We start from the raw sequence: 23,940 nt of genomic DNA, 5'->3' as shown, positions 1-23,940 counted from the left end.
TCTGCGTTCTATACTAATTAAAGCACCCCAAAATGCTCATAACAATACTCATATTTCTTGCTGCAATTTTTGCCAATGTTGTCGTTGGGGTTTATGTCGAACGTAAAGTTTCGGCATTTATTCAAGACCGTACTGGGCCAATGGAAGTTGGTAAATGGGGACTTTTGCAATTGATTGCTGACTTATTAAAATTGATTCAGAAAGAAGACATTGTACCTGCCGTAGCAGATAGGAAGATGTTTAAGTTTGCTCCTCTGATGATTTTTATGGCAATTTTTGCTGGATTTGCCTTGTTTCCACTTTCGCCAAATCTACGAGGTTCGGCAACGCAAACAGGTGTTTTTATGCTTTTAGCGGTGGTTTCTTTAGACATTTTAGGAATTTTGATGGCAGGTTGGTCGTCAAATAATAAATACTCTTTATTGGGGGCAATGCGTTCGGTGGCTCAGATTATATCTTATGAGGTGCCTTTAGGCTTATCGGTTTTATGTGTGATTTTGATTACACAAACCCTTGACTTACAAGAGATTAGCTTTCAACAAGGAATTTTTTCTGTTGAAAAAAACTACCTTTTTGGAGTAAAAGCAACAGGCATTGAAGTTAGCCAATATGGAGGGATTTTAACTTGGAATATTCTCAGAAATCCCTTTTTAATCATTGTCTTTGTGATTTACTTTATTGCTTCATTGGCAGAAGCCAATCGGGCTCCGTTCGATTTGCCCGAAGCTGAGTCGGAGTTGATTGGTGGTTTTCATACTGAATATTCAGGATTTCGCTGGGCCATTGTGATGCTTTCTGAATACGGGATGATGCTATTGGTTTCAATTTTGGGAACGATTTTATTTTTAGGAAGTTGGAATTCTCCTTTTCCAAATATCGGTTTCGTAACTCTTGGAACTTGGACAAGTGGTGAAATTGGTCATTGGTCGAGCGACCTTTGGGGAGCTTTTTGGTTAGTTTCAAAAGCTTATTTACTGATTTTGATTCAAATGTGGGTGCGTTGGACACTTCCTCGCTTGCGTGTTGACCAACTCATGTATCTTTCTTGGAAAGTGCTTACTCCTTTCTGCTTGGTTTTATTGCTTATTTCTGGTGTTTGGCGTTTATTGATGATTTAGAAAATCCCTTCAAAAATATCGCCCATTAAAAGAGAAACATTAAGGGTGTTTAATTCTATACTTTCTTGCAAATCGGCATAGTAGCGAAATTCCCATTTATCAGCATTTTTGGCATAAACTTCTACAAAAGGCTCTTCTTGTGAAACAATCAAATAATATTGCAAAGTAGGCAAGACAGAATATTCTTTCAGTTTATCAACAGTATCAATTTTTACCGAATTTTCTGAAAAAACCTCAACGATAAGTACAGGTTGAGTGATAGCGTGCGAATCTTCATCATCGATCGTAGGTGCAACCGCAATGTCGGGATAGCGATAACGACTTCCGTTATCAAGCATTAATCTTACATCGTGATTATACACTTTTAGAGCTCTTTTTTTGAAGCTATTTCGCAAAGAAACATAGATATTTCCTGCTATTTCATTTGCTTTTTTTGATTCTCCAGGCATAGGAATAAGTTCTCCGTTCACAAATTCATGACGGATTTCAGAAGTTTTTTCAAATTCAAAATACTCCTCAAGGCTATATTTTTTGTCGCTTACTAAAGTTTCTGTCAGCATTTTTCAGAAGTTTTGTTCAAATTTAATCGTTTTTTTGATAAAAACAAATCTTAACCCAACTCAAACCAGCCTCTAAATTGATGTGCTTTTTCTTTACTTACCACGATTTCTTCTTTGGTTGAAACGGCTAATTTTAATTCAATTTTCCCAGTAAAATGTGTTCTATAACTTTCAATAGCACTCTTATTAGCAATAAATTGGCGATTCGCTCTAAAGAATTCATTAGGATTTAAAAGTTCTTCAATTTCGTCTAATGAATTATAATCGGTGATAAGTCTTTGATTATCAGTAGTTTGTATCCAAATTACTTCATCCCTATAAAAACAGGCAATTCGTTCAACTGTTATGGCAACAATATTTCGTTGATGATGTGCTGTAAAACGAGTTTTGAATTTTGGAGTTGTGGAGCGATTTCCCAAATCACTCAGTAAATGCGTAAGTTGTTCACGAAAACCTTGATTAGTTGTGTTACTGAGTCGTTTATATTTGTCAAAAGCATTTTTTAGTTCGTCTTTATCAATTGGTTTTAATAGATAGTCAATGCTATTAAGCTTAAATGCTTGAATGGCGTATTCATCGTAAGCTGTAGTAAATATAATTGGACATTGTGGCTGGATTTCTTGAAAAATATCAAAACTTACACCGTCAGAGAGCTGAATATCTGACAGCACTAAACTGGGTTCAGGGTATTGTTTAAACCATTCTAATGCTTCATTGACACTACCAATAGTGGCTAATAATATAGCAGAAGGTTCGATGTCTTTAACCAAATTCTCAAGGTTTTTGGCTACTAAAGGTTCATCTTCTATGAGTAATATTTTCATGTTTTTTTGCTTTAGGCATTACGCTGTACGCAGTAGGCTATAAACGTAAAGTCTATCGTCTAAAACATACATCTTAATTTATATCAAGGGGATTTTTACTCGAAAAGTACCATTCGTTTCAATCAGAACTTCTCTCTCGCTCAAAAAACTATATAGCGACTTGAGGTTATTTAAACCCTGTCCGTTCGAAGTTTCTACTTGTTTTTTTAATTGAATTTTATTTTCGATAATTAAATAGTCTTCTTGGTTTAAAATATTGATAATCAGTGGATTAACTTGGTTGATAATATTGTGTTTTAGTGCGTTTTCAATCAATATCTGAAGTGTAACAGGGGCAACTTGCTGCTCTAAAACAGCCTCAGAAATATTGAAATTAATAGTCAAAGAATCACCAAAGCGAGTTTTTAGTAGAGCTACATAATTCTTAATAAAGTTTAACTCTGTTTCGAGACTTACCAAGCCTTTTTCTTTGTTTTTTAACACATATCGAAAGACTTTTGACAATTGTTGTAAAAACTCTCGTGCCAAAGTTGGGTTTTCTTGAATCAGTGAATCTAAAGAAGTCAGACTATTAAATAAAAAGTGAGGATTGAGCTGATTTTTTAAATTATCGAACTGTACCTGTGATTTCTCTTTTTCGAGATTAGTAGCTCGTAGAGCATTTTCACGCCATTTTTCTAAAGAATAATGCGAAAAATGAGCTACATTTAATAAAATTACCCATAAGATTTCAGCAGTAATTCCTGCAATTTGCGTAAGATTTGTTAATTGCTTGACAATTATGTGCTGAAATGAGCCAAAGTTTACACCGATTGCAAACACCATTCTTGAAACAATGGTTAAAAAAACTAATGTTATGACAATTTGTAACGATAAACGTTTGAAAATTCCTTTATCATAAGGCATTACTCGGTCGAAATACGCATATAATTTAGTGAAAAATATCCATGTAGTTGTGAGTACAACACATGAAACCAATGTCAATAAAAGATTGATTTTTAGCTCAATATCAAAAATATACCACCTAAAAAACGTAGCAATTATTGTCATTGCAAAAATTACAAAAGCTGCTATTTTATTCTTATTATCCATCATTTGATTATTTGCCCATCTGACATTTCTATTATTCTATCGCTTCCTTTGGCAAAATCGGGGTCGTGTGTGACAGCAATGATTGTTTGATTGTTTTCGTGAGCAATTTGCTTAAAAATTTCAAAAACTATCTCCGAATTCTTTTTATCCAAATTGCCCGTTGGCTCATCGCCCATAATAATTGTGGGGTCGTTTATTAATGCTCGTGCTATGGCTACTCGTTGTTGTTGTCCACCCGAAAGTTTAGAAGATTGTTTGAGTGCTTGTTCATGAATATCAACCAATTTGAGTTTTTGGTAGGCACGTTCTTCAATTTCTTTAGCTGAGTATTTACCTAATTTCAATGCAGGAAGCATTACATTTTGTAAAACGGTAAACTCGGGCAACAAAAAGTGAAACTGAAAAACAAAACCTAAATGTTCATTACGAAAAGCTGCCAACTGGTCTTGCGTTTTGCCAGTTAAGCGTTCGCCATTCATCACAAGCGACCCATCATAGTCAGTATCCATCGTAGAAAGAATATACAAAAGCGTTGATTTTCCACAGCCAGATTTACCGACTAAAGCCAAAAATTCGCCTTTGTTTGCTTCAAAAGAAATATTCTTCAAAACTTGAAACTTTTCAGGTTCGTAGAAATATTTATTGATATTATTTGCTGATAATACAAGTCCAACAGACCCATCGGATTGCCCTAAAGGGGAGCTTGCTATTTCGATTTTATTCATTTTTTTAATTGTCAAATTTCAGTATAGATTTTGTGTGATTGTTCTTCCTATTACCCCCTCAATATCGCAACGGGGTCAATTTTTGATGCTTTTCGAGCGGGAAAATACCCAGCTAAAAGCGTTGTGATAACCCCAAAAGCCATCCCCATTGCATAATATTTTCCTTGAAAAACAACGGGGAAAGTCTTTATATCCAGAAAATCTCCCGCATCAAAAGGCATCACCGAAACACTATAACTTAGTCCAAAACCAATTAAAATACCCAATAAAGCTCCCAAAATACCAATAATGATTGATTGAATCAGGAAGATTGAAATGATGTCGTTTCCAGCAAAACCAGTTGCTTTTAAGATAGCAATATCTTTCATTTTGTTAATAACATTCATATTCATGATATTATAAATACCAAAACCAGCAACTACCAAAAGCGTAATCGAAACAATAATAACCATGCCATTTCTGATTTTATCTCCCGCTAAAAAAGCTGAGTTTGCTTCTGCCCAGTCTTGTGTTTTATAACCATATTGATTTCTCAAAATTTTGCTATAATTCAAGGCTGCTTGTGCATCTTTCATTTTGATGTGAATATCAGTGATATAGCTTTTATCTTTTTGCAAAATTTCTTGTACCATCGAAATATTTGCATAGCATTTTACACCATCCACGGTCTGAATACCAAAACCATAAATTCCTACTACTTTCACTAATTTCAAATTACCTGTTGGTGTTGTAATCGTAATTTTATCACCTGTTTTAACATTCAAATTTCTAGCTAAAATCTTACCCATTAATATCCCGTTTGGTGTTGAAAGTAGAGCTTCCATGCTTCCAGCTTTGATTCGTTTTTTGAGATTATAAAGTTTATCCTCTTTAAGGATTTCGACGCCTGCGATTTGTCCAGAAATTGGAATCGGTCCTTTATTAAAGAAAACTTGTGAACTAAGCTGAGGCGAAACGCCAAAAACTGCTGATTCTTTTTCAATATTTGCGGCTATTTGTAGGCCATTTTTGATATTTGCTAACTCATTTTTTGGTAATTGGTGGTAAATAATGTTCAATCCTGTTGGATTTGCCTCTTCAATCAAACTTGGATGATTACTCGTAATTTCTTTATAAATTCTGACATGAGGAGTGGCATCTAATGCAGAGTCTTCGAGAAATTGATTGACCCCCTTGATAATTGAAATCATCACGATAAACATTGCAATTCCGAAGGTAACGCCAAGCATTGCAATCAATGTTTGGCGTTTCTTTGTCAATAAGTGCGTTTTGGCTATTTGAAATGAGATTTTTAAGTTCATTGTCTGTGGGGCGAACTTCCAGTTCGCCGAAAAAGAATTAAGACTAAATCGTATATCTGAGATTCTATGAACGAAGTAGAAGCGACTGCCACTCGGTTCGTTCCACAGACTAATTACTCATAATCAGAACAGACTTTTCAGTTAGTCCCGATTTTACTTCTACTAAATCAAGATTTTCTACACCTTTAGTAATCTTGATTTTTTTCTTATCTCCGTTTTCTTCAATCCAAACTGAATCGGTACCAACTAAGTAGTTTTTTGGAATCGTTAGCACTTTTGAATTTTGAGAAACTATGATATTGGCTTCTATTGTCATTCCATAGTAAGCATTGGGTTTTTCGTCAATAAATTCAGCATCAACCCTAAAAGTCTGGTCTGCTTTGTTGAGTTTTGGATAAAGTTTACTCACTTTTGCTTTGAAAACTTTGTCTTTATAGACATCAATTTTAATTAAGATTTCTTGTCCGATTTGCACTTTTACAAAATCAGCTTCGTCGATGGCCAATTGGGCATAGACTTCATTTGCATCGCCAACCAAAGCTACTGCTTCTCCTTTTCTGACCAATTCTCCTTGTTTTTTATAGATTTCGTATAATTTCCCTGCTTCAAAACTCTTAATTCTGAAATTATCGCCTTCACGAGCATTGACTTTATAGTTTGATTTTGAATTTTGTAAATCAACATATAATTGATTTTTAGTACGCAGCCAAGCTTTTCGTCTTGCCGAAACATCGTTTTTAGAAGTTTGATAAGCTAATTCTGCTCGCTCATATTCGATTCTCGTTGTAGCGTTTCGTTCATATAATTCTTTGTAACGAACGAAATTCACTGAATCATTGCTCAATTTTGTGCGGGCATTTCTAAGTTGTGATTCAAGTTCATCTAAAATAGGTGAATTATCACTAAAATTTGCTTCTGATTGACGAAGAATATTACTGGAAGCCTCCAAACGAGCATCTTGCGAGACACTTTCAAGTTGGAAAATCACTTGATTTTTATTGACAATATCTCCTTCAAATGCTGTTTGTTTGACCAAAAAGCCATCCGCATTGGCGGTGAGTTTATATTCGTTTTTTGGATAAATATTTCCAGAAGCATAAACGGCTTCGGTCAATGATTTATACTGTGGAGTTGTATTACTATCTTGTGATTTTTTGCAAGAAGTCAAAACAATGCCAGTAATAGCTAAAATTAGGAGGCAATTTTTTTTCATACTTATAATAATGCTTTCGAACCAAAGAAATGCGTTCATGATTGATATTGTGTCAAAAGTGCAAGGAATTTATAGCAACATCAACATTTTTTGAATGAAACGGAAGAAAAAATGTTTGAGGCAGGTTTTAATTTCGCCGTTTACTAAATATTTACAAATTTTCTGAATAGAAATTCGTTGTAGTAGTGTTCTAATAGGTAAATTGCCCAATCAAATAATTTAAAAATCCAAAGTTTTATGAAAATCTCATCCAATTTTAGAAAAGTTGTTGTACTACTTGTGTTGTCGTCCTTAGCAATGGCGGTAATGAATTGTTCAAAAAGTGATTCAGATACACCATCAGCCCAAATTGAAGGTACATGGAAAATTAGCGGTATTTTGGTAAAAGAAGGAACGAAGCCAGAAACTGACCAATTTCCTTTATTATTGGCTTTTTTACCTTGTTTTAAAGATGTTACATTTACATTTAAAAGTAATGGAGACTTGACTGCTTCGGTGCCAGCAGCTTGCCAGGCAACAGCAGATGACTTTATAGGAACAAGTGGAACTGCCAAATACGAAGTAAAATCTGGGAAATTAACAATCACAGATACTGACGGAACCACCACCACAGAAGATGTAACTTTTAGTGGCAATCAAATGACTTGGAGTTCATCAGAAACAACAGCTGGGGTGGTAACTACCACTAAGGTTGTTTTAACAAAACAATAAATAGTACTTAATATAATAAAATAGCTCATCACCATAGTGATGAGCTATTTTTGTGTCATTATTTTGCCAATCATTTCCCAAACCAAATCACTTTCAAAACCTTTGCCAATGGCATAACGAGCGAGTTTTTGCTTTATAATCATGGTTTGCTTTTCAGCACGAAGTTCTTGTTTTTTCTTTTCAAGAATGGTTTTTAGGGTGTCAATATAATCATCGTCATCAATCTCGGCCATACCAACTCTGATGCAATATTCGGACAGTTTTCGGGCTTTGAGTTCATATTTGATTTTTTGTCTTCCCCATTGTTTTACCCGAAACTTGCTTCCTGCAAAAATCTTGGCAAAACGCTCTTCATTTAAGAAATTATCTTCAATCAAATACGCAATTATTTCTTCGGCTTCATCACCCCAAACTTCCCATTTTTGTAAACGCTCACGCACTTCGGCGTGTGTACGTTCTTGATAAGCACAAAAATTAGCAGCTTTTACCAATATATCACGTCGGGTAATCATAGCGTTTGCATGGTACTTAGTTTTTTATAGAAACCATCTTCGATTTGCAAGAGTTCGTCATGCTTACCACGCTCGATGATTTGTCCTTGATGTACAACCAAAATTTGATCCGCATTTTGAATCGTACTTAGGCGATGTGCAATCACCAAAGTTGTGCGATTTTTCATGAGGTTTGTGAGTGCTTCTTGCACTAATTTCTCTGATTCTGTATCTAAAGCCGAAGTTGCTTCATCCAAAATCAAGATAGGAGGATTTTGTAAAATGGCTCTTGCAATAGAAAGTCGTTGGCGTTGTCCACCTGAAAGCTTTGTGCCTCTATCACCAATAACTGTCTGATAATCAGATGCTTGTTGCATGATGAATTCGTGGGCATTGGCAATTTTAGCCGCTGCAATAACTTCTTCTAAAGATACATTTTCACCAAAAGCAATATTATTATAGATGGTATCATTAAATAAAACAGCCTCTTGGGTAACGATTCCCATTAGTTTGCGAAGCGAATGCTGCGAAACATCTTTAATGTCAATGCCATCTATCAGAATTTGACCAGAATTTGGGTCATAAAACCTAGGAATCAAGTCAGCAATCGTTGATTTTCCACCACCTGAAGAGCCAACCAAAGCAATCGTATTTCCTTTTGGGAGAGTAAAACTGATATTTTTCAAGACTTCTACATCTCCTTCGTAAGTGAAATTAACATTTTCAACTTTAATACTATTTTCAAATTTATCAAGTTTAGTAGGGTTTGCTTTATCTTTTATAAGAGACTCATTATCAATTAGTTCCAAGATTCTCTCGCCCGAGGCCAAGCCTCTTTGTGCCGAACTGAAGGCATTTGAAATGTCTTTAGCTGGTCTCATTACTTGCGAGAAAATTGCAATATATGCGATAAATTCAGAAGCTGATAGTTCAGAATTTCCACCAAGAATTAAAGAACCTCCATATAGTAAAATACCTACGACAACCATCACTCCCATGATTTCGGAGAAAGGGGAAGACATTTCTCGACGAGCGGCCAAACTGAAAATCGCTTTCCGATAGCCTTGATTTTCATTCTTGAACTTTTCGGTGATAAAGTTTTCTGCTACAAAGCCTTTTACAACTCTCATTCCGCCAAATGCTTCGTCCATCAAGCTAATCAAATTACTCAATCTTTGTTGTCCTTCGCCCGCATCTCGTCTCATGCGTTTCACAAGTGTGGAGATAAAAATACCAGAGACAGGAATTACCAATAAGGCAAAAAGTGTTAAATTCCAAGAAATTACAAAGAGTGAGTAGATATAAGCAATGAATAGAAATACTTCTTTGGTTGCTGCAGAAAATGTATTGGCAATCGAATTTTCGACTTCTTGTACATCAGTTACAATGCGAGAAATGAGATTTCCTTTGCGTTCATTACTGAAAAAACCAAGATGCAGATTAATTGAATTATCAAAAACGGATTGCCTTAAATTAGCAACCATATTTGATTTGAAGCGTTCTAATTGTCTGATACTGACATATTTAAAAATATTAGAAAAGATAATGGAGGCGGTCAGAATTCCACAAACAAATTGTAAAGCTCCAAATTTTCCATATTGAGCAAGGTATTTGGCGAAATAGAAATTAAACTGGCCTGTCAAACTAAAATCAGAAGAAGACGTTAGCATTTTCGAGACTTGCTGTGAATCTACTTGGTCGAATAGTACATTCAACAATGGAATCAGTAGGGTGAAATTTAATACACCAAAAATACTTGCTAACAATGAAGTTAAAACAAACGGTACGATGAAACCACCGAGCGGTTTGGCGTAAGAAAGTAATCGAAAGTAATTTTTCAATTGATTAAATAAGAAAATGTTTTGAATGCAAAGTTCGTTAAAATTTGCGTAAAACCTGTAAGGTCTGAAAAAGACCTTGCAGGTTTTTATAAGGTTTAGACTTTCATTTTTTTCCAACGACCTCTTCTGAATACAAAAATGGCTACGATTGCCAAAATCGACTCACTGATAGCAATTGAAGAAAATACACCCAAAGGCCCCCAAGCAAGGCTTTTTGCAAGAAAATAGGCCAATGGTATTTCGATGAGCCAGAAACAGACAAAGTTCATAATTGTTGGTGAAAGTGTATCGCCCGCACCATTGAGCGATTGCCCGATGACCATACCGTAACCGAAGAAAATATATCCTAAGCATACGATTTGCAAGCATAAAACACCATTAGCAACAACGTTTGGCTCATTGGTGAAAATCTCAACAAAGTCTTTGGCAAAGAACGCAAACACGAGTCCAACCAAAAGTAAGAACAACATGTTATAAAAAGCGGTTCGCCAAACGGAAGTTTCAGCACGTTCAGGTTTTCCTGCTCCAAGGTTTTGCCCGACCAAGGTTGCTGCTGCATTTGACATTCCCCAAGAAGGCAAAATAGTGAAAATGATAATTCTGATAGCAATTGTATAACCTGCAACAACTTCGCTGCCAAATGATGACAAGATTCGAGTTAGGAAAATCCAACTTGCAGATTGGATCAAGAATTGCCCTGTGCCACCAGCAGCCACACTGAGCATATTTTTGATCACTTCTTTGTCAGGAACAAATTGTTTTATCAAAATCTGTACATTTCCATTGCCACGATACAAAGCATACAATTGATACAAAACGCCAATTGTTCGTCCAACAGTTGTGGCAATTGCTGCACCTTCTACTCCTAAGCCCATGACAGGAATTAAGATAAAATCCATAAGGATATTGACGAAATTGGCTAATAAAATCGAACGCATGGCAGTGGAAGCATCACCTGCACCACGCAAAGCTCCGCTAAGTGTGTAAAGCAAAACAATAGATGGACTACTCGCAAAAATGATTCGTGTAAAGCTTGAGCCTTTCTCAATCAAATGCTCACTACCACCCATTATACGAAGAATATCTTCGGCAAATACAAAGCCAATGATACCTACTGAAATGCCTAAAACGAGGGAAATCATGATGACTTGGGCAACGGCTAAGCCACCACCAATTTTGTTGCCTTCACCCACTCGGCGAGCCACAATTGCTGTAGCAGCTGCACTCAGCCCGATGGCTACCGAATAAATTAAAGTAAGCACTGATTCTGTCAAACCAACGGTTGCAACGCCTTCTGTGCCAACATATCGAGCTACAAAAAACGCATCAACAACTGCAAATAGAGATTCGCCAATCATCTCTAAAATCATAGGTACTGATAATAGAAAAATGGCTCGATTGATACTAATATCTGTATAGTTTTGTTCTTCGCCACGAATGGCTTGCATAAATAAATTGACTACTTTTCGCATGAGAAAAAGGTATTAGTCTGAAATATTTCAGATTAAAAAATAAAATTATTAAAAACGGAAACGTTGAGAATTATTGAAAATAATCTCTTTTAAAAAGGAAATAAGTAGAGAAAGTTTGCACTTAGCAAACAAAAACGAGGAACTTCATCGGCTTTTGAAGATTTTGTGTAGCAAAGGTAAAGAATTGTTTCTTTTTTGCAAAAAAAGTAGAATAATTTTCTGAATTGTCATTATCATCTAACCACCCCAAGCTTCAATAATTGCCAAAAGCATTTGGCTGTTGCTTGAATATCAACACTTGCATCGTGGGCATTGCTTATTTTTTCTTTGAAAAGCTTAAAGTATAAATCTTCTAATTTGGGCCATTTATAACCATTTTTGCCTTGAATTTCACAAAAATTTACTACATTTTTGTTTTTCATTGTGCAAAAACTTCGCTTAGTCAAGAGTGGTTTTGTGTCGAAATTTTTTCTGACAAATTCTGCTCCAACAATGTTTTTATCAAAGTCAAAATTATGAGCTATCAAAATCACAGATTCGTTAATTGCATCTGCAAAAAGATCTAAGACTTTTGTTAAATCGTGTCCTTCGGTTTGAGCTTGTTGATTAGATATTCGGTGAATAAGCGTAGCATCTCGTGGAATTGAAAATCCTTCTGGTTTGATAATATAATTATGTTTTGCTGACAAACTACCGTCTTCAAAATATTCAAGAAAAGCCAATTGCACCAACCGAGGCCAATTATTCTCTTGCGTGATAGGTGCATTATAGTATTTAGGCAAACCAGTGGTTTCGGTATCGAAAAAGATAATTTTTCGCATTGTATTATGAGCAATTAGCTTTTAGCGATTGGCTATTAGCTTTCAATAAAGTTTTTATTTGTTATATTTTAGCTAATCGCTAAAAGCTAATTGCTAAGAGTTTATTCTTTCTTACTATTAAACCAATAATAGACAGGAATACCAATAGCTACAATTCCGAGCCCAGGATAGGTAAATTGAGGTTTTTCTTTAATTAAAATCAATACAATTGCTGAGGCTACAATTACATAAATCATAGGAAGAATCGGATAACCTGGAGCTTTGATTGGACGAACAGCATCGGGCATTTTTTTGCGTAAAATAAAAATTCCATAAATCGTAAACGCATAAAATAATATAACAACACCCATCAAATAGTCGAGTAAATCACCATATTTTCCTGTCAAACAAAGAAAACAAGCCCAAGCACATTGCCACCAAAGAGCATTCTTAGGTACACCAGCTTCGCTTAATTTTCCAAAATTCTTGAAAAACAAACCATCTTTTGCCATTGTATAATAAACTCTTGCACCCGATAAAATCAAGCCATTATTACAGCCAAAAGTAGAAATCATAATCAAAATAGCTACAACCACTGAAAACCCTTGTCCACCAATGACTTGTGCGGCAGCAGCAGCAACTCGATCTTCGGAAGCAAACTGAATACCTCGACTCAATACATCTGCACCATTTGGGTCGCCTTTTAAAGGTAAAATGCATAGGTAGGCAATATTCATCAAAATGTATAAAGATGTGACTAAAATAGTACCTATCGCTAAGCCTCTTGGAATCGTTTTTTCAGCATTTACAACCTCGTCACCTGCGAAAGTCAGTCCATTCCAAGCATCACTTGAGAATAATGTACCAACTTGCGTTACGCCAATTGCCAAGATAATTCCAAATCCTGTAATGCCAGTTACAATCCATTGTCCATCAACTTTGGCAGAGCTTGAGGCATCAAAAATATTTGAAAAATTTTGAGAAATCACATCAGCATTTGCTCCTAAAATAAAACCTAAAATGATGAGCATAGCAATAGCACCGAGCTTGGTTGTACTGAAAATATTTTGGATAATTTTACCTTCTTTTACGCCTCTTGTATTGGCATAAGTTAGCAAAACAATACTCGCCATAGCGAGCAAACGCTGTGAAGTAAGTTTAAAACTTGTATCGCCAAGGCTAAAAAATTCGTGCTTATCACTTATAATTTCAGGAAAAAGTACACCAGAATATTTGGCAAAAGCTACGGCAACTGCCGCTATCGTTCCTGTTTGAATAACAGCAAAAAACGACCATCCGTAGAGAAAACCAGTGAGTTTGCCATAGGCCTTTTGAAGAAAAACATATTGTCCACCTGCTTGTGGAAACATGGCAGTAAGTTCGCCGTAGCATAAAGCACCAAGCATGGTCAATACTCCAGCCAAAAGCCATGAGGCTAAAAGCCAACCAGTAGAGCCTACTTGTCGAGCCACATCGGCACTTACAATAAAAATTCCAGAACCAATCATCGAACCCGATACGAGCATCACAGCATCGTATAGTTTGATTTCTTTTTTAAAATTTGCCAAAATAGTGAGAGGGTTAGGGTTTGTTAATGAAAATTTAAAATTTATTCAAATATTTTACTTAAATCTAATTCAAAACCTGTGATAATTTCTGATTGCAGTACTTCGTTTTTTTGAATATCTTTCTGCCAGCGAAGCTCATTGTCTATCTGTTTGTAGAGTGTCAAGGTTTGTTTTTCTACATTTACCAACCAATATTCTTTCACACCTGTGCTTCCGTAAATGTGCTTTTTATAGCTCATCTCATTTGTATCATTTGATGGGGAAAGAATCTCTACAACCAAATCAGGCGTTCCTTCAATTTTATTTTCACCGATTATATTGAGTCTTTCTTTTGTAATAAAAAGCAGGTCAGGCTGAAAAGTATCATGTGGCGTGAAAAGCACATCCATAGGAGCTACAAATAATTCTCCAAGATTATTCGGAATGATGAATCCCACAAGAAAATAGCTTAAACGGAGACTAATACGTTGGTGTGAAGGTGTAGGTGATGCCATAAAGAAAATTCTACCATTGAGTAATTCAAAATTACCGCTATCGGGCGGAGTAAGCTTTACGTAGTCATCGTACGTAAGTAGCTTAGGTTGGGGAATTTTTTTTATTAATTTCCCACCCAGTCTATATTTTGAATTCTTTGCTAATGCATTCATAGTCGATTGTTTTTACTTCTTCGCCAGTTTGCTGTGGCTATATCCATAAGAGAAATAAATTACCAAACCAATGCTCATCCAAATGATAAACATTCGCCAGTTTGTCCAGCCAAGTTCGGTCATTAAATAAAGGTTCGTTAAAATTCCAAAAATAGGGAGTAATGAAAAATTATACTTAAAACTCATGACCGAAAGTCCAGCCCAAACTGTCCAGAAAACAAAAAGGAGGGGCTTTTCTTCCAAATGTTGCATCACATCGCCTTGTGAATAGGTAAAGTATAATGCTCCAATCATCAAAATTCCGCATAAATACTTAGCATTGATATAAGGAATTTTAAATTTAGCGTCTTTACTCATGCCTTTTGTATCCAAATAAAGTACTCCTGCACAAACCAAAATAAATGCAAAAAAAGTACCCACACTTGTCAAATCAACGAAGAAACTCATCTTGAAAAACAATGAGGGAACTGCTACTAAAATACCTGTAATAATGGTAGCAAAGCCTGGTGTTTTGAATTTTGGGTGAATTTCACCAAATTTTTTGCCTAATAAACCATCACGACTCATGGTCATCCAAATACGAGGCTGCCCAATTTGATAAGCCAACAAAGCACTAGTAATCGCTACAACAGCACTGACTGAAATGATTCCTGCAACAAAATCAAAACCTACATTTGTAAATACATAAGCCAATGGGTCAGCAACATTCAATTCTTTATAATTGACCATCCCTGTAAGTACTAATGAAATAAGAACATATAAAATTGTGCAAATAAGTAAACATAAAAGCATCGCACGAGGCAAATCTCGTTGGGGGTTTTTGGCTTCTTCGGCAGTTGTTGAGATAGAATCAAAGCCAATAAATGCAAAGAAAACAGCCGCTACGCCACTCAAAACTCCCTGAACACCATTGGGTGCAAAAGGCGACCAATTGGCAGGTTTTACATAAAATACACCCGCAACAATTACTAAAAGAATGACAAGGAGTTTTAAACCTACCAAAAAATTACTGGCATTACGTGATTCCTTGATTCCGATATAACAAAGAGATGTGATCAATACAGTAATCATTCCAGCAGGAAGATTGAAGATTACTTTCAAAAAACCAAAACTTGGAGCATCTTGGAAGGCTTGTGCAAGGCGTTTGGTTCCATCATTTATTTCTGTACTTCCAGTCTGTACACTTTCAAAGGCTTCTTTGGCAGTGGTATAATCAACGGCAAGCCAAGTGGGGAAATGTATGCCAAATCCCTCAAGCATGGATGTGAAATAACTTGACCATGAAATAGCAACCACCATATTTGAGACGGCATATTCGAGAATCAATGCCCAACCGATAATCCAAGCCAGCATCTCACCAAAAGAAACATAAGCATAAGTATAAGCACTTCCACTCACAGGAACCATCGATGCAAATTGTGCATAACTTAAAGCAGTAAAAACACAGGCAATTGCTACAAAAACAAATAAAAGTGAAACGGCTGGCCCCCCATTAAAACTTGCTAATCCAATCGTACTGAAAATCCCTGCTCCAATAATTGCTGCAATTCCAAGTAAGGTTAAATCTCTAACTCCCAGTACTTTAGCCAGCGAATGTGCTTCGTCTCGGTTTTCGGTTTCTTTAATAGCTTGGTTGACATCCTTTCTACGAAAAAGTGAATTACTCATATATGTTTTTGAAGTTTAGGTTTTAGCATTGATGATTACTTTCCAAAACTATCGAAAAAAACTATAAATACGATGATTGATGTCTAATTATTTATTGAATGAAGAATGATTTAGCAAGAATTTCAATTTTTCAAGAAATTGTTTTACAAAATCAGTTTCTTAACTTGTATAGACAAGTTGTGTATATTATCTTTGCTAATCTATAAGGTTATTGTCGCTAAAATCCTTCAAAATCAAACAATTAATTATTTTACTTTAAAATTATGAACTACACTATTTACCAAATTGCAAAGATGATTGACCATTCTTTGCTTCATCCCACAATGACCGATGCTGATTTGATTGCAGGTTGTGAATTAGCAAAAAAATATGATGTTGCTACTGTCTGTATCAAGCCATATTTTGTCAAACAAGCGGTCGAACTGCTCAAAGATTCTGACGTGGCGGTTTGTACGGTTGTTGGTTTTCCACATGGAAGTAGTACAATTCAACAAAAAGTTGCAGAAACTCGTCAGGCTTGTAAGGATGGAGCTACGGAAATCGACATGGTGGTTAATGTTGGTAAAGTATTATCGGAAGATTGGCGATATATAAAGAAGGAAATCGGTGCGATTTTGAAAGAAAGTCATAAATATGGAGCGATATTAAAAGTAATTTTTGAAAATGATTTTTTACCAAAAGATGAGTATAAAATCAAGCTTTGTAAAATTTGTAGTGCACTTGAAGTAGAATTTATTAAAACTTCGACTGGCTATGGCTATGTGAAACAAGCCAATGGCGATTACAATTATAAAGGAGCAACCGAACATGATTTATTACTCATGCGTGAAAATACCTGCGAAAAAGTACAAATCAAAGCAGCAGGAGGCGTGCGTACGCTTGATGGTTTATTAAAAGTGATGAATTTGGGTGTGACTCGTTTAGGAGCTACGGCTACTGCCACAATTATAGAAGATGCAAAAAAACGCTTGGGTTTAGGATCTGTTGAAGTGAAAGATACAGTGGTAGGTTACTGAAAAATATATACAAATGTATCAAAAATATGACATTATATCGCTTTGCTTTTTTTAAGAAAAACTAATACTTTTTTGACTGAAAATAGAATAAAATATATTAATTGTAAAAAAAACGCTTAAAAAATTTGCCTGTATAGTGATTTTTAATTTCTTTTGTATATAAATATTCTGTTGTCTATACAAGTTGTATAAAATATATTCGACTTTACAAAAAGTCAAAAGAGTTTGAGTACCCCGATTCATCGGGTTTATTCATCATAGGTTAAAGTATTTTCGTCTTGGAAAGGCATTTGGGATTCCTAAATGCCTTTTTTCATAAATGATGTTATGTAATGTACATTACAAAAAATTGACCCTTAGCTACTTATGAAAATACCTCTTTATCGTCAAATACAAGCAAACTTAAAAGAAAAAATAACATCGGGACAATACGAAGAAGGAGGACTTTTACCATCAGAAAATGACCTTTGTGGCGAATTTAATGCTACCCGCATGACTGTTCGACAGGCTCTCAATGAATTAGTAAAAGAAGGGTATATTACTCGCCAACATGGTAAAGGAAGTACGGTGTCGGCTAGTCGAAAGTCTTTAGGTTTATTGTCATTGAAAGGGTGGACAGAGGTAGTAATTGCCAGTGATAGACATGGAAAAACATTCGTTTTGGCTGGACCAGTTATTAAAAAATTAGAGGACGCTGCATTTAAACCACTCATAGATGCTGAAAGTCACGAGGATTTTATTTTCATCAAACGCCTTCGTTCGGTAGAAGATTTACCAATGATGGTTGAACAGACCTATATTCCAAACGAAAATCTACCAAACTTTACCAGTGAACCCTTATTAGAAGGCTCGCTTTTTCGTACATTGTTGATTCGTTATCAAATTGATGTACAAAGTATGACGCAAGAGGTTAGGGCAGTAGCTGCTGATAAAGAAATAGCGAATTTGCTTAAAATAAAGCCAAAATCGCCTGTTTTACACCTGCTTCGTAAATATAAAACTTCCAAAGAAGGCTTTTATTTATATAGCTCAATTTACTGTAATACTGAAAAATTTGCCATAAGTAGTTTTAACTAAGGAATCTCTTACTATTTTTGGGACGAAATTCTTTTTTTTAATATTAATTAACCCTTTTTTGCCTTCAACCATGAAAAAAATCAAAGTTGCCGTCGTTGGCACTGGTTTCATCGGACCTGCACATATCGAAGCCCTTCGTCGCTTGCCAAATATTGAAGTTTTAGGACTTTGCGAAGCGAATATTGGTTTAGCCAGAGAAAAAGCTGATGCTTTAGGCATCGAACGTGCCTATATTTTTGAAGATTTGTTGAAAGATGAAGATATTGAATGTGTACACGTTTGTACACCAAATTTCTTGCATTATTCACAATCAAAAGCTGTTTTACTGGCTGGTAAACACGTGGTTTGCGAAAAACCTTTGGCTACTAAAATAGAAGATGCTGAAGAATTAGTGAAATTGGCAGCTGAAACTGGTTTGGTTAATGCTGTTCACTTCAATTTGAGATATTATCCATTGGTTCGTCAGATGAAAACCATGCGTGAAAAAGGCGATTTAGGCGAAATTTACTCAATCATGGGTAGCTATTTGCAAGATTGGCTTTTCTATCAAACTGACTATAACTGGCGTTTAGAGCCAGATAAATCGGGCGATTCAAGAGCAATTGCAGATATTGGCTCGCACCTTTTGGATGTAACTGAATACATCACAGGTTTGAAAATCGTAGAGGTAATGGCCGATTTCAGTACAGTTCACAAAACTCGTTTGAAACCATTAAAAGCAATCGAAACGTATTCAGGAAAAATGCTTGAACCATCTGATTATCAGGAAGTTCCGATTAATACAGAAGATCATGCAAGTGTATTGTTGAGATTCGATAATGGTAATAAAGGAAGTGTAACAGTTAGCCAAGTAGCAGCAGGACGCAAAAATAGATTGAATTTGGAGATTTCTGGCTCGAAAGCGAATTTTGAGTGGTGTTCAGAAAAACCTAATGAAATGTGGGTAGGAAAGCGTGACGGAGCCAACCAACAATTGATGAAAGACCCATCATTGTTTTACCGTGAAGCACAAAGCCTCATCAGTTTCCCAGGTGGACACAACGAAGGTTTTCCTGATACTTCCAAACAATTGTTTAAAGAAGTGTATGCAGCAGTTGCAGCAGGCAAACAACCAGAAAATCCAACGTTCCCAACCTTCGCCGATGGTTTGCGTGAGTTATTGATTTGTGAAAGAATCATCGAAAGTCACCGCAAACAAGCTTGGGTGAAGATTTGATAGTTTTTGAAATATTTATCATAAAAAAACGAGCTATTCAGTGATGGATGGCTCGTTTTTTATATGTATAATATTTAAATTGATTAATTTAATTTATCTTGTAGATAGTTGGTTATAAACTTTTCATTTTTAAAGAAAAACGAAAATTGCTTATCCATTAAATTGGTTACTTTTGAAATCTTTTTACTGCTTATGTCTTCCATATTTTCATATAAACCTATTAAATATGGATTAAAACCATTCAGTTTATAGTGCTGAACAGAGATTGTTACTTGGTCACATCTATCATTTGTAGCAATTGGAAATAAACAAATCGGTATTTTGTTTTCCACAATGATTGCGTGTGGAGCAAGATAATCTTCCACATAAGGGACACTTTCAGGTAGAAATTTACTCTCAAATCCATTATTCCTAAATCGTTCAGCAAGGAATTTTTCTACAACTTCATAAAATTGATTTCTTGAAACTTTTTTGTTGAGCAATGATAGTGCTGATACTTTTGATATGGTATCTAAAAACACCATTAGATTAGGTAATAAAAAATCAATTGATGTGTTTAAATATATGTTTCCATCATCAAATTCTACTTGATTTTCCCTTAAAATCTTTTTTATTAAATCCCTTTTATAGTCACTTTCAGTATCTGAATCATAAGATAATTTCATTAATGAAAGTCCGAAATCTTGAAGAATGAAAATATCACCTTCTTGCTCAATGAAAATTTCAAAAATGTCACCGTCAGAGTAATAGTAAGGCAAAACGATTTGAAATATAGAAGGTCTGATTTGTTTTAAATCAAACATATCCATAAATTGGTTTTGTAATATATTCTTTATTTCAGACAGATTATTCATCTTTAAAAATCAAAATCAAGTTGATTACTATTTTCATTCTCGTTTTCAACTATATCAAAATGTTTTAAAAATTGATGATAGTTTTGGAAATTTAATTCTTTAAAAAATCTAACAACTGCTCCTTTAAAATTAACGTAATTAGCAGGTTTAGCATTATGTTCTGCCTTAATACCTTTAAAAATGGCACTTTCAGTCGCAAAATGTTTGTGAAAAGTATTAAAAATAACTCCATCTCCATGTTTATTAGTATGCTCATGTATGCCATTATATCGTACTAAATTTATATCTTCATCCTCATTAGTAAGTAATTTTAGTCCAACTGAAAATTTTTCTTCTAACTTTATACTTTGTCTGAAAAAAACTTTAAACTTGAAGTTCTTTTCCTCAATTATCGCTTCTGCATCTAAAACACCATGCAAAGACCTATCCAAATTTCGAAGCAAAAACCGTTTTGTGATAATATTTTTAGGACAAGTTATAAGCAAATCTATTTCAGATTGTGTCATTTCTTAGATGATTGTTTTTTAATGCAATAACGTAATTAATAAAAAATATAACAATAATTTTGTCAAGAAAGTTGTTATTGGCAAGTTTCTTCAATAAATTGGTTATGTTATTAAATGTATGATGGCATTTGATTGAAATAAAAGATAAATAATTTCATCAAAAACCATTGAACTATTAATTTCTTTGAAAATTTAGTAGTACGACGCTGTAATCTGGCAATTTTAGAACGAATAAGAGTATTGATACCCTCAATATTTTTCGTAAACCTTTTGCCAATTAAATGGCTATAATACGGTAAAATTTCTTTGAAAGCTTCAAATTTATCTGTACAATAAAAATCAATTTCTATGTGAAGATTTTTAAGTTGTATCATTAGACTTTGTAATTGCTTTCGACTCCGTTTACCCATTGTTATAGCCAAAATTTCTTTTGTTTCGGGAGCATAAGCATAAAATAGCCATACTTTTTTATTTTTTTTTCCGACAAAAGAGTACATTTCGTCAATTTGGACTTGTTGGTAATGCTTTCTTTGAGGAGTAATTTTTATCTTTTCCCCTTCAGAAAGTATAAGATTCAAGGTCGTTTGATGGCTTACACCAAAGACTTTGTAACAATCCCTAATACCACTACCATGAAGCAAAGAACCGCATCGGCGGTCCGATTTTTACTTGAGCTTTTACCAATGGATTAGCTCCTTGATAAAAATATTCCCATTGAAATTGTTTAGCACAGGCTCTGCATAAAAAATTCTGCATACCTGTTCGTTTTTTGCCATTTTTGACGACTTTTGCAGAATGGCAATGTGGGCAGTTTACTTTGATATTTATTAGACACATCTACCAAAGTTACGCCTCATTGTCTTTCTTTTCAAAATCATCATACATTTCAGCACATTACCAATAAATTAATCTACAAAAAAAGCGAACCATTTCCAGAATAGTTCGCTTTCCTTTTAACAAAAAACTTCTCTTAATGCAAGAAATGCCTTACGCCTGTCATGACCATCGAAAGACCATTGGCATTGCAATAATCAATTGATTCTTTGTCACGAATAGAGCCACCAGGTTGTACAACTGTGGTGATGCCAGCTTGGTGAGCAATTTCTACACAGTCAGCAAATGGGAAGAAAGCTTCTGAAGCCATTGCTGCTCCGTTGAGGTCGAAACCAAATGTTTTTGCTTTGTCGATGGCTTGTTTCAACGCATCTACACGTGAGGTTTGACCTACTCCACAAGCCAACATCTGGCCGTCTTTTGCCAACACTACGTTATTAGATTTCAAGTGCTTACAAATCTTCAAGGCAAATTCTAAAGCCTTAATTTCGCTTTCGCTTGGGGATTTTTCAGTTGCTACTTTAAAATCAGCGGCTGTTTCAATTGAATTATCTTTATCTTGTTCCAAAACACCATTCAATAGTGTTTTGAATTGTTTTTTGCTTACTTCAACTGGTTTTCTGATTAATAAACGACGGTCTTTTTTCTTTTTCAATATTTCTAAAGCATCTTCGTCGAAACTCGGAGCTATCAAAATTTCAAAGAAAAGTTTGTGCAATTCTTCGGCAGTTGCCAAATCAACATTAGCATTAGTAATGATTACGCCACCAAAAGCTGAAACTGGATCACAAGCCAAAGCATTAACATAAGCTTCTTTAGCTGTTGGGGCAGTGGCTACACCACAAGCGTTGTTATGTTTTACAATGACAAACGAAGTTTCAGTAAATTCATCCATCAAACGCACACAAGCCTCTACGTCCATGAGATTATTGTAAGATAATTCTTTTCCATGAATTTGCTCAAACATCGCATCTAAATCACCATAGAAAGTTGCCGCTTGGTGAGGATTTTCACCATAACGTAAAACTTTTTTCGGCAATAAATCAAAGCTTTGTGTTGATAAATATACATCATTGGCAAAATAATTATGAATAGCAGTATCATAGCTTGAACTCATCTGAAAGCCTTCTTTTGCATAGCGGCGACGGTCTTCGAGGTCGGTTGAACAACCTTTTTCCTTCAAAATTTCATAAACATCATCGTATTGCTCACGTGAAGAGACGATCAATACATCATTGAAATTTTTGGCTGCTCCACGAATCAAAGAAATGCCTCCAATGTCAATTTTTTCAATAATATCTTCGTCACTTGCTCCTGAAGCAACGGTTTCAACAAAAGGATATAAATCAACAATAACTAAATCAATCGACGGAATTTCAAACTGTGCGGCTGTTTGTACATCCCCTTCATTTTCTCTACGATAAAGAATACCACCGAAAATTTTAGGGTGAAGGGTTTTTACACGTCCGCCGAAAATCGAAGGGTAACTTGTCAAATCTTCAACTGCTGTGACTGGAATACCCAAGTCTTCAACAAATTTTTGTGTACCACCTGTCGAAAAAATTTGGACGTTTTGTTCGTGAAGCAATTGTACGATTTTATCTAAACCGTCTTTGTAATAAACCGAAATAAGTGCCGACTGAATTTTCTTAGTCATTTTTTGGAATGATTTTTGCGATAGAAATAAACAAAATTACTTTTAAGCTGTGCCAAATATCTGAGCAATAGCATTAAAACTTTGAAAGTGCAAATTTACTGCTTTTTCTTGATTAGTGCATAATTGACCCAAAAACATTGAAAATTTAGAAAAAATGAATAAAATATCTATTCTGTTTATCATTCTAATGCTTTTGGGGACAAATAGGACTTCTGCACAATCTCAAAATAGTACAAATTTTAGAAATCAGTATGTAGGAATAAGGTACAAAGATTATCGAGAATTAAAAGAAATTACGAAAATCAACAGCACTATGATAAACTTACATTATGGTATAGCTGTGATGAAGAAAGCAGATAAGCATTTTCTTTTTTTATCAAGATTTGAAAATTCACTTAAAAGCAATGACGATTTTCAATTAAAAGTAATAGAGGTTGTTGAGATTCCGAAATTCAATAATTTTTATCATTGTGTTTCTGTAAAAGGCTGCAGTTTGAAAGGTGTTGAAGACCCAACATTGTTTGCATTGGCAGTAATTGAACAGCAAAAATATTTGACCAAAATTGTAAAAGCTTGGAAATTAGACAAGCCAACTGGCAAAATATTAGATTTTCCACACACTGATATTAAATGTCTAAATCAAGCACAAATGGCTTTAGCAAATGAATAATTTTGGCAAAGTAGTGGAGGAGCCGAACTCCTCGCTACTGAGCGTTTCTATACAATGGTGTAAGTCTCTGAAAGGAGGC

General features: G+C 35.0%; 24 protein-coding genes and 1 pseudogene. 6 read left to right on the top strand and 19 right to left on the bottom strand.

Going from position 1 to position 23,940, the window contains the following annotated elements:
• Window positions 1-32 precede the first annotated feature (32 nt).
• Window positions 33-1,118, top strand: coding sequence for a complex I subunit 1/NuoH family protein (locus tag ACQUQZ_RS20515; protein WP_435356958.1), 1,086 nt, complete (start codon window positions 33-35; stop codon window positions 1,116-1,118).
• Here ACQUQZ_RS20515 and ACQUQZ_RS20510 read toward each other — a convergent pair.
• From ACQUQZ_RS20510 to ACQUQZ_RS20485, 6 genes are all read right to left on the bottom strand, one after another.
• Complete coding sequence (locus ACQUQZ_RS20510) at window positions 1,115-1,678, bottom strand: Uma2 family endonuclease (protein ID WP_435356957.1); 564 nt, start codon at window positions 1,676-1,678, stop codon at window positions 1,115-1,117. The genes ACQUQZ_RS20515 and ACQUQZ_RS20510 overlap by 4 nt on opposite strands.
• 50 nt (window positions 1,679-1,728) lie before the next feature.
• The gene (locus tag ACQUQZ_RS20505) at window positions 1,729-2,502 is read right to left on the bottom strand and encodes a LytR/AlgR family response regulator transcription factor (protein ID WP_435356956.1); all 774 of its coding nucleotides are present in this window, start codon (window positions 2,500-2,502) and stop codon (window positions 1,729-1,731) included.
• A 78-nt stretch (window positions 2,503-2,580) separates the two neighbouring features.
• Complete coding sequence (locus tag ACQUQZ_RS20500; RefSeq protein ID WP_435356955.1) at window positions 2,581-3,597, bottom strand: sensor histidine kinase; 1,017 nt, start codon at window positions 3,595-3,597, stop codon at window positions 2,581-2,583.
• Window positions 3,594-4,319 (bottom strand): ABC transporter ATP-binding protein, encoded by a 726-nt coding sequence (locus tag ACQUQZ_RS20495; protein ID WP_435356954.1) that lies wholly within the window; start codon window positions 4,317-4,319, stop codon window positions 3,594-3,596. Before ACQUQZ_RS20495 ends, ACQUQZ_RS20500 begins: the two co-directional genes overlap by 4 nt.
• Before the next feature lie 50 nt (window positions 4,320-4,369).
• A complete protein-coding gene (locus ACQUQZ_RS20490) occupies window positions 4,370-5,620 on the bottom strand; it encodes an ABC transporter permease (RefSeq protein WP_435356953.1) in 1,251 nt (416 codons plus the stop codon).
• Between the two features lie 109 nt (window positions 5,621-5,729).
• A complete protein-coding gene (locus ACQUQZ_RS20485; RefSeq protein WP_435356951.1) occupies window positions 5,730-6,833 on the bottom strand; it encodes an efflux RND transporter periplasmic adaptor subunit in 1,104 nt (367 codons plus the stop codon).
• Between the two features lie 237 nt (window positions 6,834-7,070).
• Here ACQUQZ_RS20485 and ACQUQZ_RS20480 point away from each other — a divergent pair, with 237 nt between their 5' ends.
• Window positions 7,071-7,544, top strand: a complete 474-nt coding sequence (locus ACQUQZ_RS20480; RefSeq protein ID WP_435356950.1) for a lipocalin family protein — start codon at window positions 7,071-7,073, stop codon at window positions 7,542-7,544.
• A 44-nt stretch (window positions 7,545-7,588) separates the two neighbouring features.
• On the opposite strand, the gene ACQUQZ_RS20475 is transcribed toward ACQUQZ_RS20480, so the two are convergent.
• From ACQUQZ_RS20475 to ACQUQZ_RS20445, 7 genes are all read right to left on the bottom strand, one after another.
• Complete coding sequence (locus ACQUQZ_RS20475) at window positions 7,589-8,056, bottom strand: regulatory protein RecX (protein ID WP_435356949.1); 468 nt, start codon at window positions 8,054-8,056, stop codon at window positions 7,589-7,591.
• Complete coding sequence (locus ACQUQZ_RS20470) at window positions 8,053-9,876, bottom strand: ABC transporter ATP-binding protein (protein WP_435356948.1); 1,824 nt, start codon at window positions 9,874-9,876, stop codon at window positions 8,053-8,055. The genes ACQUQZ_RS20475 and ACQUQZ_RS20470 overlap by 4 nt, the downstream gene beginning before the upstream one ends.
• Before the next feature lie 95 nt (window positions 9,877-9,971).
• The gene (locus ACQUQZ_RS20465) at window positions 9,972-11,348 is read right to left on the bottom strand and encodes an MATE family efflux transporter (RefSeq protein ID WP_435356947.1); all 1,377 of its coding nucleotides are present in this window, start codon (window positions 11,346-11,348) and stop codon (window positions 9,972-9,974) included.
• A gap of 233 nt (window positions 11,349-11,581) precedes the next feature.
• Window positions 11,582-12,169, bottom strand: a complete 588-nt coding sequence (locus ACQUQZ_RS20460; RefSeq protein ID WP_435356946.1) for a 3'-5' exonuclease — start codon at window positions 12,167-12,169, stop codon at window positions 11,582-11,584.
• 101 nt (window positions 12,170-12,270) lie between these two features.
• The gene (locus ACQUQZ_RS20455) at window positions 12,271-13,716 is read right to left on the bottom strand and encodes an APC family permease (protein WP_435356945.1); all 1,446 of its coding nucleotides are present in this window, start codon (window positions 13,714-13,716) and stop codon (window positions 12,271-12,273) included.
• A 41-nt stretch (window positions 13,717-13,757) separates the two neighbouring features.
• Window positions 13,758-14,363: a Uma2 family endonuclease gene (locus ACQUQZ_RS20450; RefSeq protein ID WP_435356944.1), complete on the bottom strand. Its 606-nt coding sequence runs from the start codon at window positions 14,361-14,363 to the stop codon at window positions 13,758-13,760.
• A gap of 12 nt (window positions 14,364-14,375) precedes the next feature.
• Entirely contained in the window at window positions 14,376-16,031 is a 1,656-nt protein-coding gene (locus ACQUQZ_RS20445) for an amino acid permease (RefSeq protein WP_435356943.1), read from the bottom strand.
• A 263-nt stretch (window positions 16,032-16,294) separates the two neighbouring features.
• On the opposite strand from ACQUQZ_RS20445, the gene deoC reads away from it, so the two are divergent.
• The 3 genes from deoC (at window position 16,295) to ACQUQZ_RS20430 (ending at window position 19,340) form a co-directional block, all read left to right on the top strand.
• Entirely contained in the window at window positions 16,295-17,047 is a 753-nt protein-coding gene (gene deoC, locus ACQUQZ_RS20440; RefSeq protein WP_435356942.1) for a deoxyribose-phosphate aldolase, read from the top strand.
• A gap of 366 nt (window positions 17,048-17,413) precedes the next feature.
• Window positions 17,414-18,124, top strand: coding sequence for a GntR family transcriptional regulator (locus ACQUQZ_RS20435; RefSeq protein WP_435356941.1), 711 nt, complete (start codon window positions 17,414-17,416; stop codon window positions 18,122-18,124).
• 70 nt (window positions 18,125-18,194) lie between these two features.
• The gene (locus tag ACQUQZ_RS20430; RefSeq protein ID WP_435356940.1) at window positions 18,195-19,340 is read left to right on the top strand and encodes a Gfo/Idh/MocA family protein; all 1,146 of its coding nucleotides are present in this window, start codon (window positions 18,195-18,197) and stop codon (window positions 19,338-19,340) included.
• Between the two features lie 83 nt (window positions 19,341-19,423).
• On the opposite strand, the gene ACQUQZ_RS20425 is transcribed toward ACQUQZ_RS20430, so the two are convergent.
• The 6 genes and pseudogenes from ACQUQZ_RS20425 to purH form a co-directional block, all read right to left on the bottom strand.
• Window positions 19,424-20,194: a DUF1828 domain-containing protein gene (locus ACQUQZ_RS20425; protein WP_435356939.1), complete on the bottom strand. Its 771-nt coding sequence runs from the start codon at window positions 20,192-20,194 to the stop codon at window positions 19,424-19,426.
• A 2-nt stretch (window positions 20,195-20,196) separates the two neighbouring features.
• The gene (locus ACQUQZ_RS20420; RefSeq protein WP_435356938.1) at window positions 20,197-20,700 is read right to left on the bottom strand and encodes a hypothetical protein; all 504 of its coding nucleotides are present in this window, start codon (window positions 20,698-20,700) and stop codon (window positions 20,197-20,199) included.
• Window positions 20,701-20,810: 110 nt separating this feature from the next.
• Window positions 20,811-21,341 (bottom strand): IS1 family transposase, encoded by a 531-nt coding sequence (locus ACQUQZ_RS20415; RefSeq protein ID WP_435356937.1) that lies wholly within the window; start codon window positions 21,339-21,341, stop codon window positions 20,811-20,813.
• Window positions 21,328-21,456, bottom strand: a complete 129-nt coding sequence (locus ACQUQZ_RS20410) for a hypothetical protein (protein WP_435357682.1) — start codon at window positions 21,454-21,456, stop codon at window positions 21,328-21,330. Before ACQUQZ_RS20410 ends, ACQUQZ_RS20415 begins: the two co-directional genes overlap by 14 nt.
• 3 nt (window positions 21,457-21,459) lie before the next feature.
• Window positions 21,460-21,537 (bottom strand): annotated as a pseudogene (locus ACQUQZ_RS20405) (transposase-like zinc-binding domain-containing protein); the annotation flags it as partial.
• Window positions 21,538-21,670: 133 nt separating this feature from the next.
• Window positions 21,671-23,191, bottom strand: coding sequence for a bifunctional phosphoribosylaminoimidazolecarboxamide formyltransferase/IMP cyclohydrolase (gene purH / locus ACQUQZ_RS20400; protein WP_435356936.1), 1,521 nt, complete (start codon window positions 23,189-23,191; stop codon window positions 21,671-21,673).
• 154 nt (window positions 23,192-23,345) lie between these two features.
• Here purH and ACQUQZ_RS20395 point away from each other — a divergent pair, with 154 nt between their 5' ends.
• Complete coding sequence (locus ACQUQZ_RS20395) at window positions 23,346-23,861, top strand: hypothetical protein (protein ID WP_435356935.1); 516 nt, start codon at window positions 23,346-23,348, stop codon at window positions 23,859-23,861.
• Window positions 23,862-23,940 lie beyond the last annotated feature (79 nt).

It is taken from the genome of Emticicia sp. SJ17W-69, assembly GCF_051209875.1.
GTDB lineage: Bacteria > Bacteroidota > Bacteroidia > Cytophagales > Spirosomataceae > Emticicia.
Note: the sequence above shows the minus strand (reverse complement) of the source record. Positions and strands in the feature narration are given on the sequence as shown.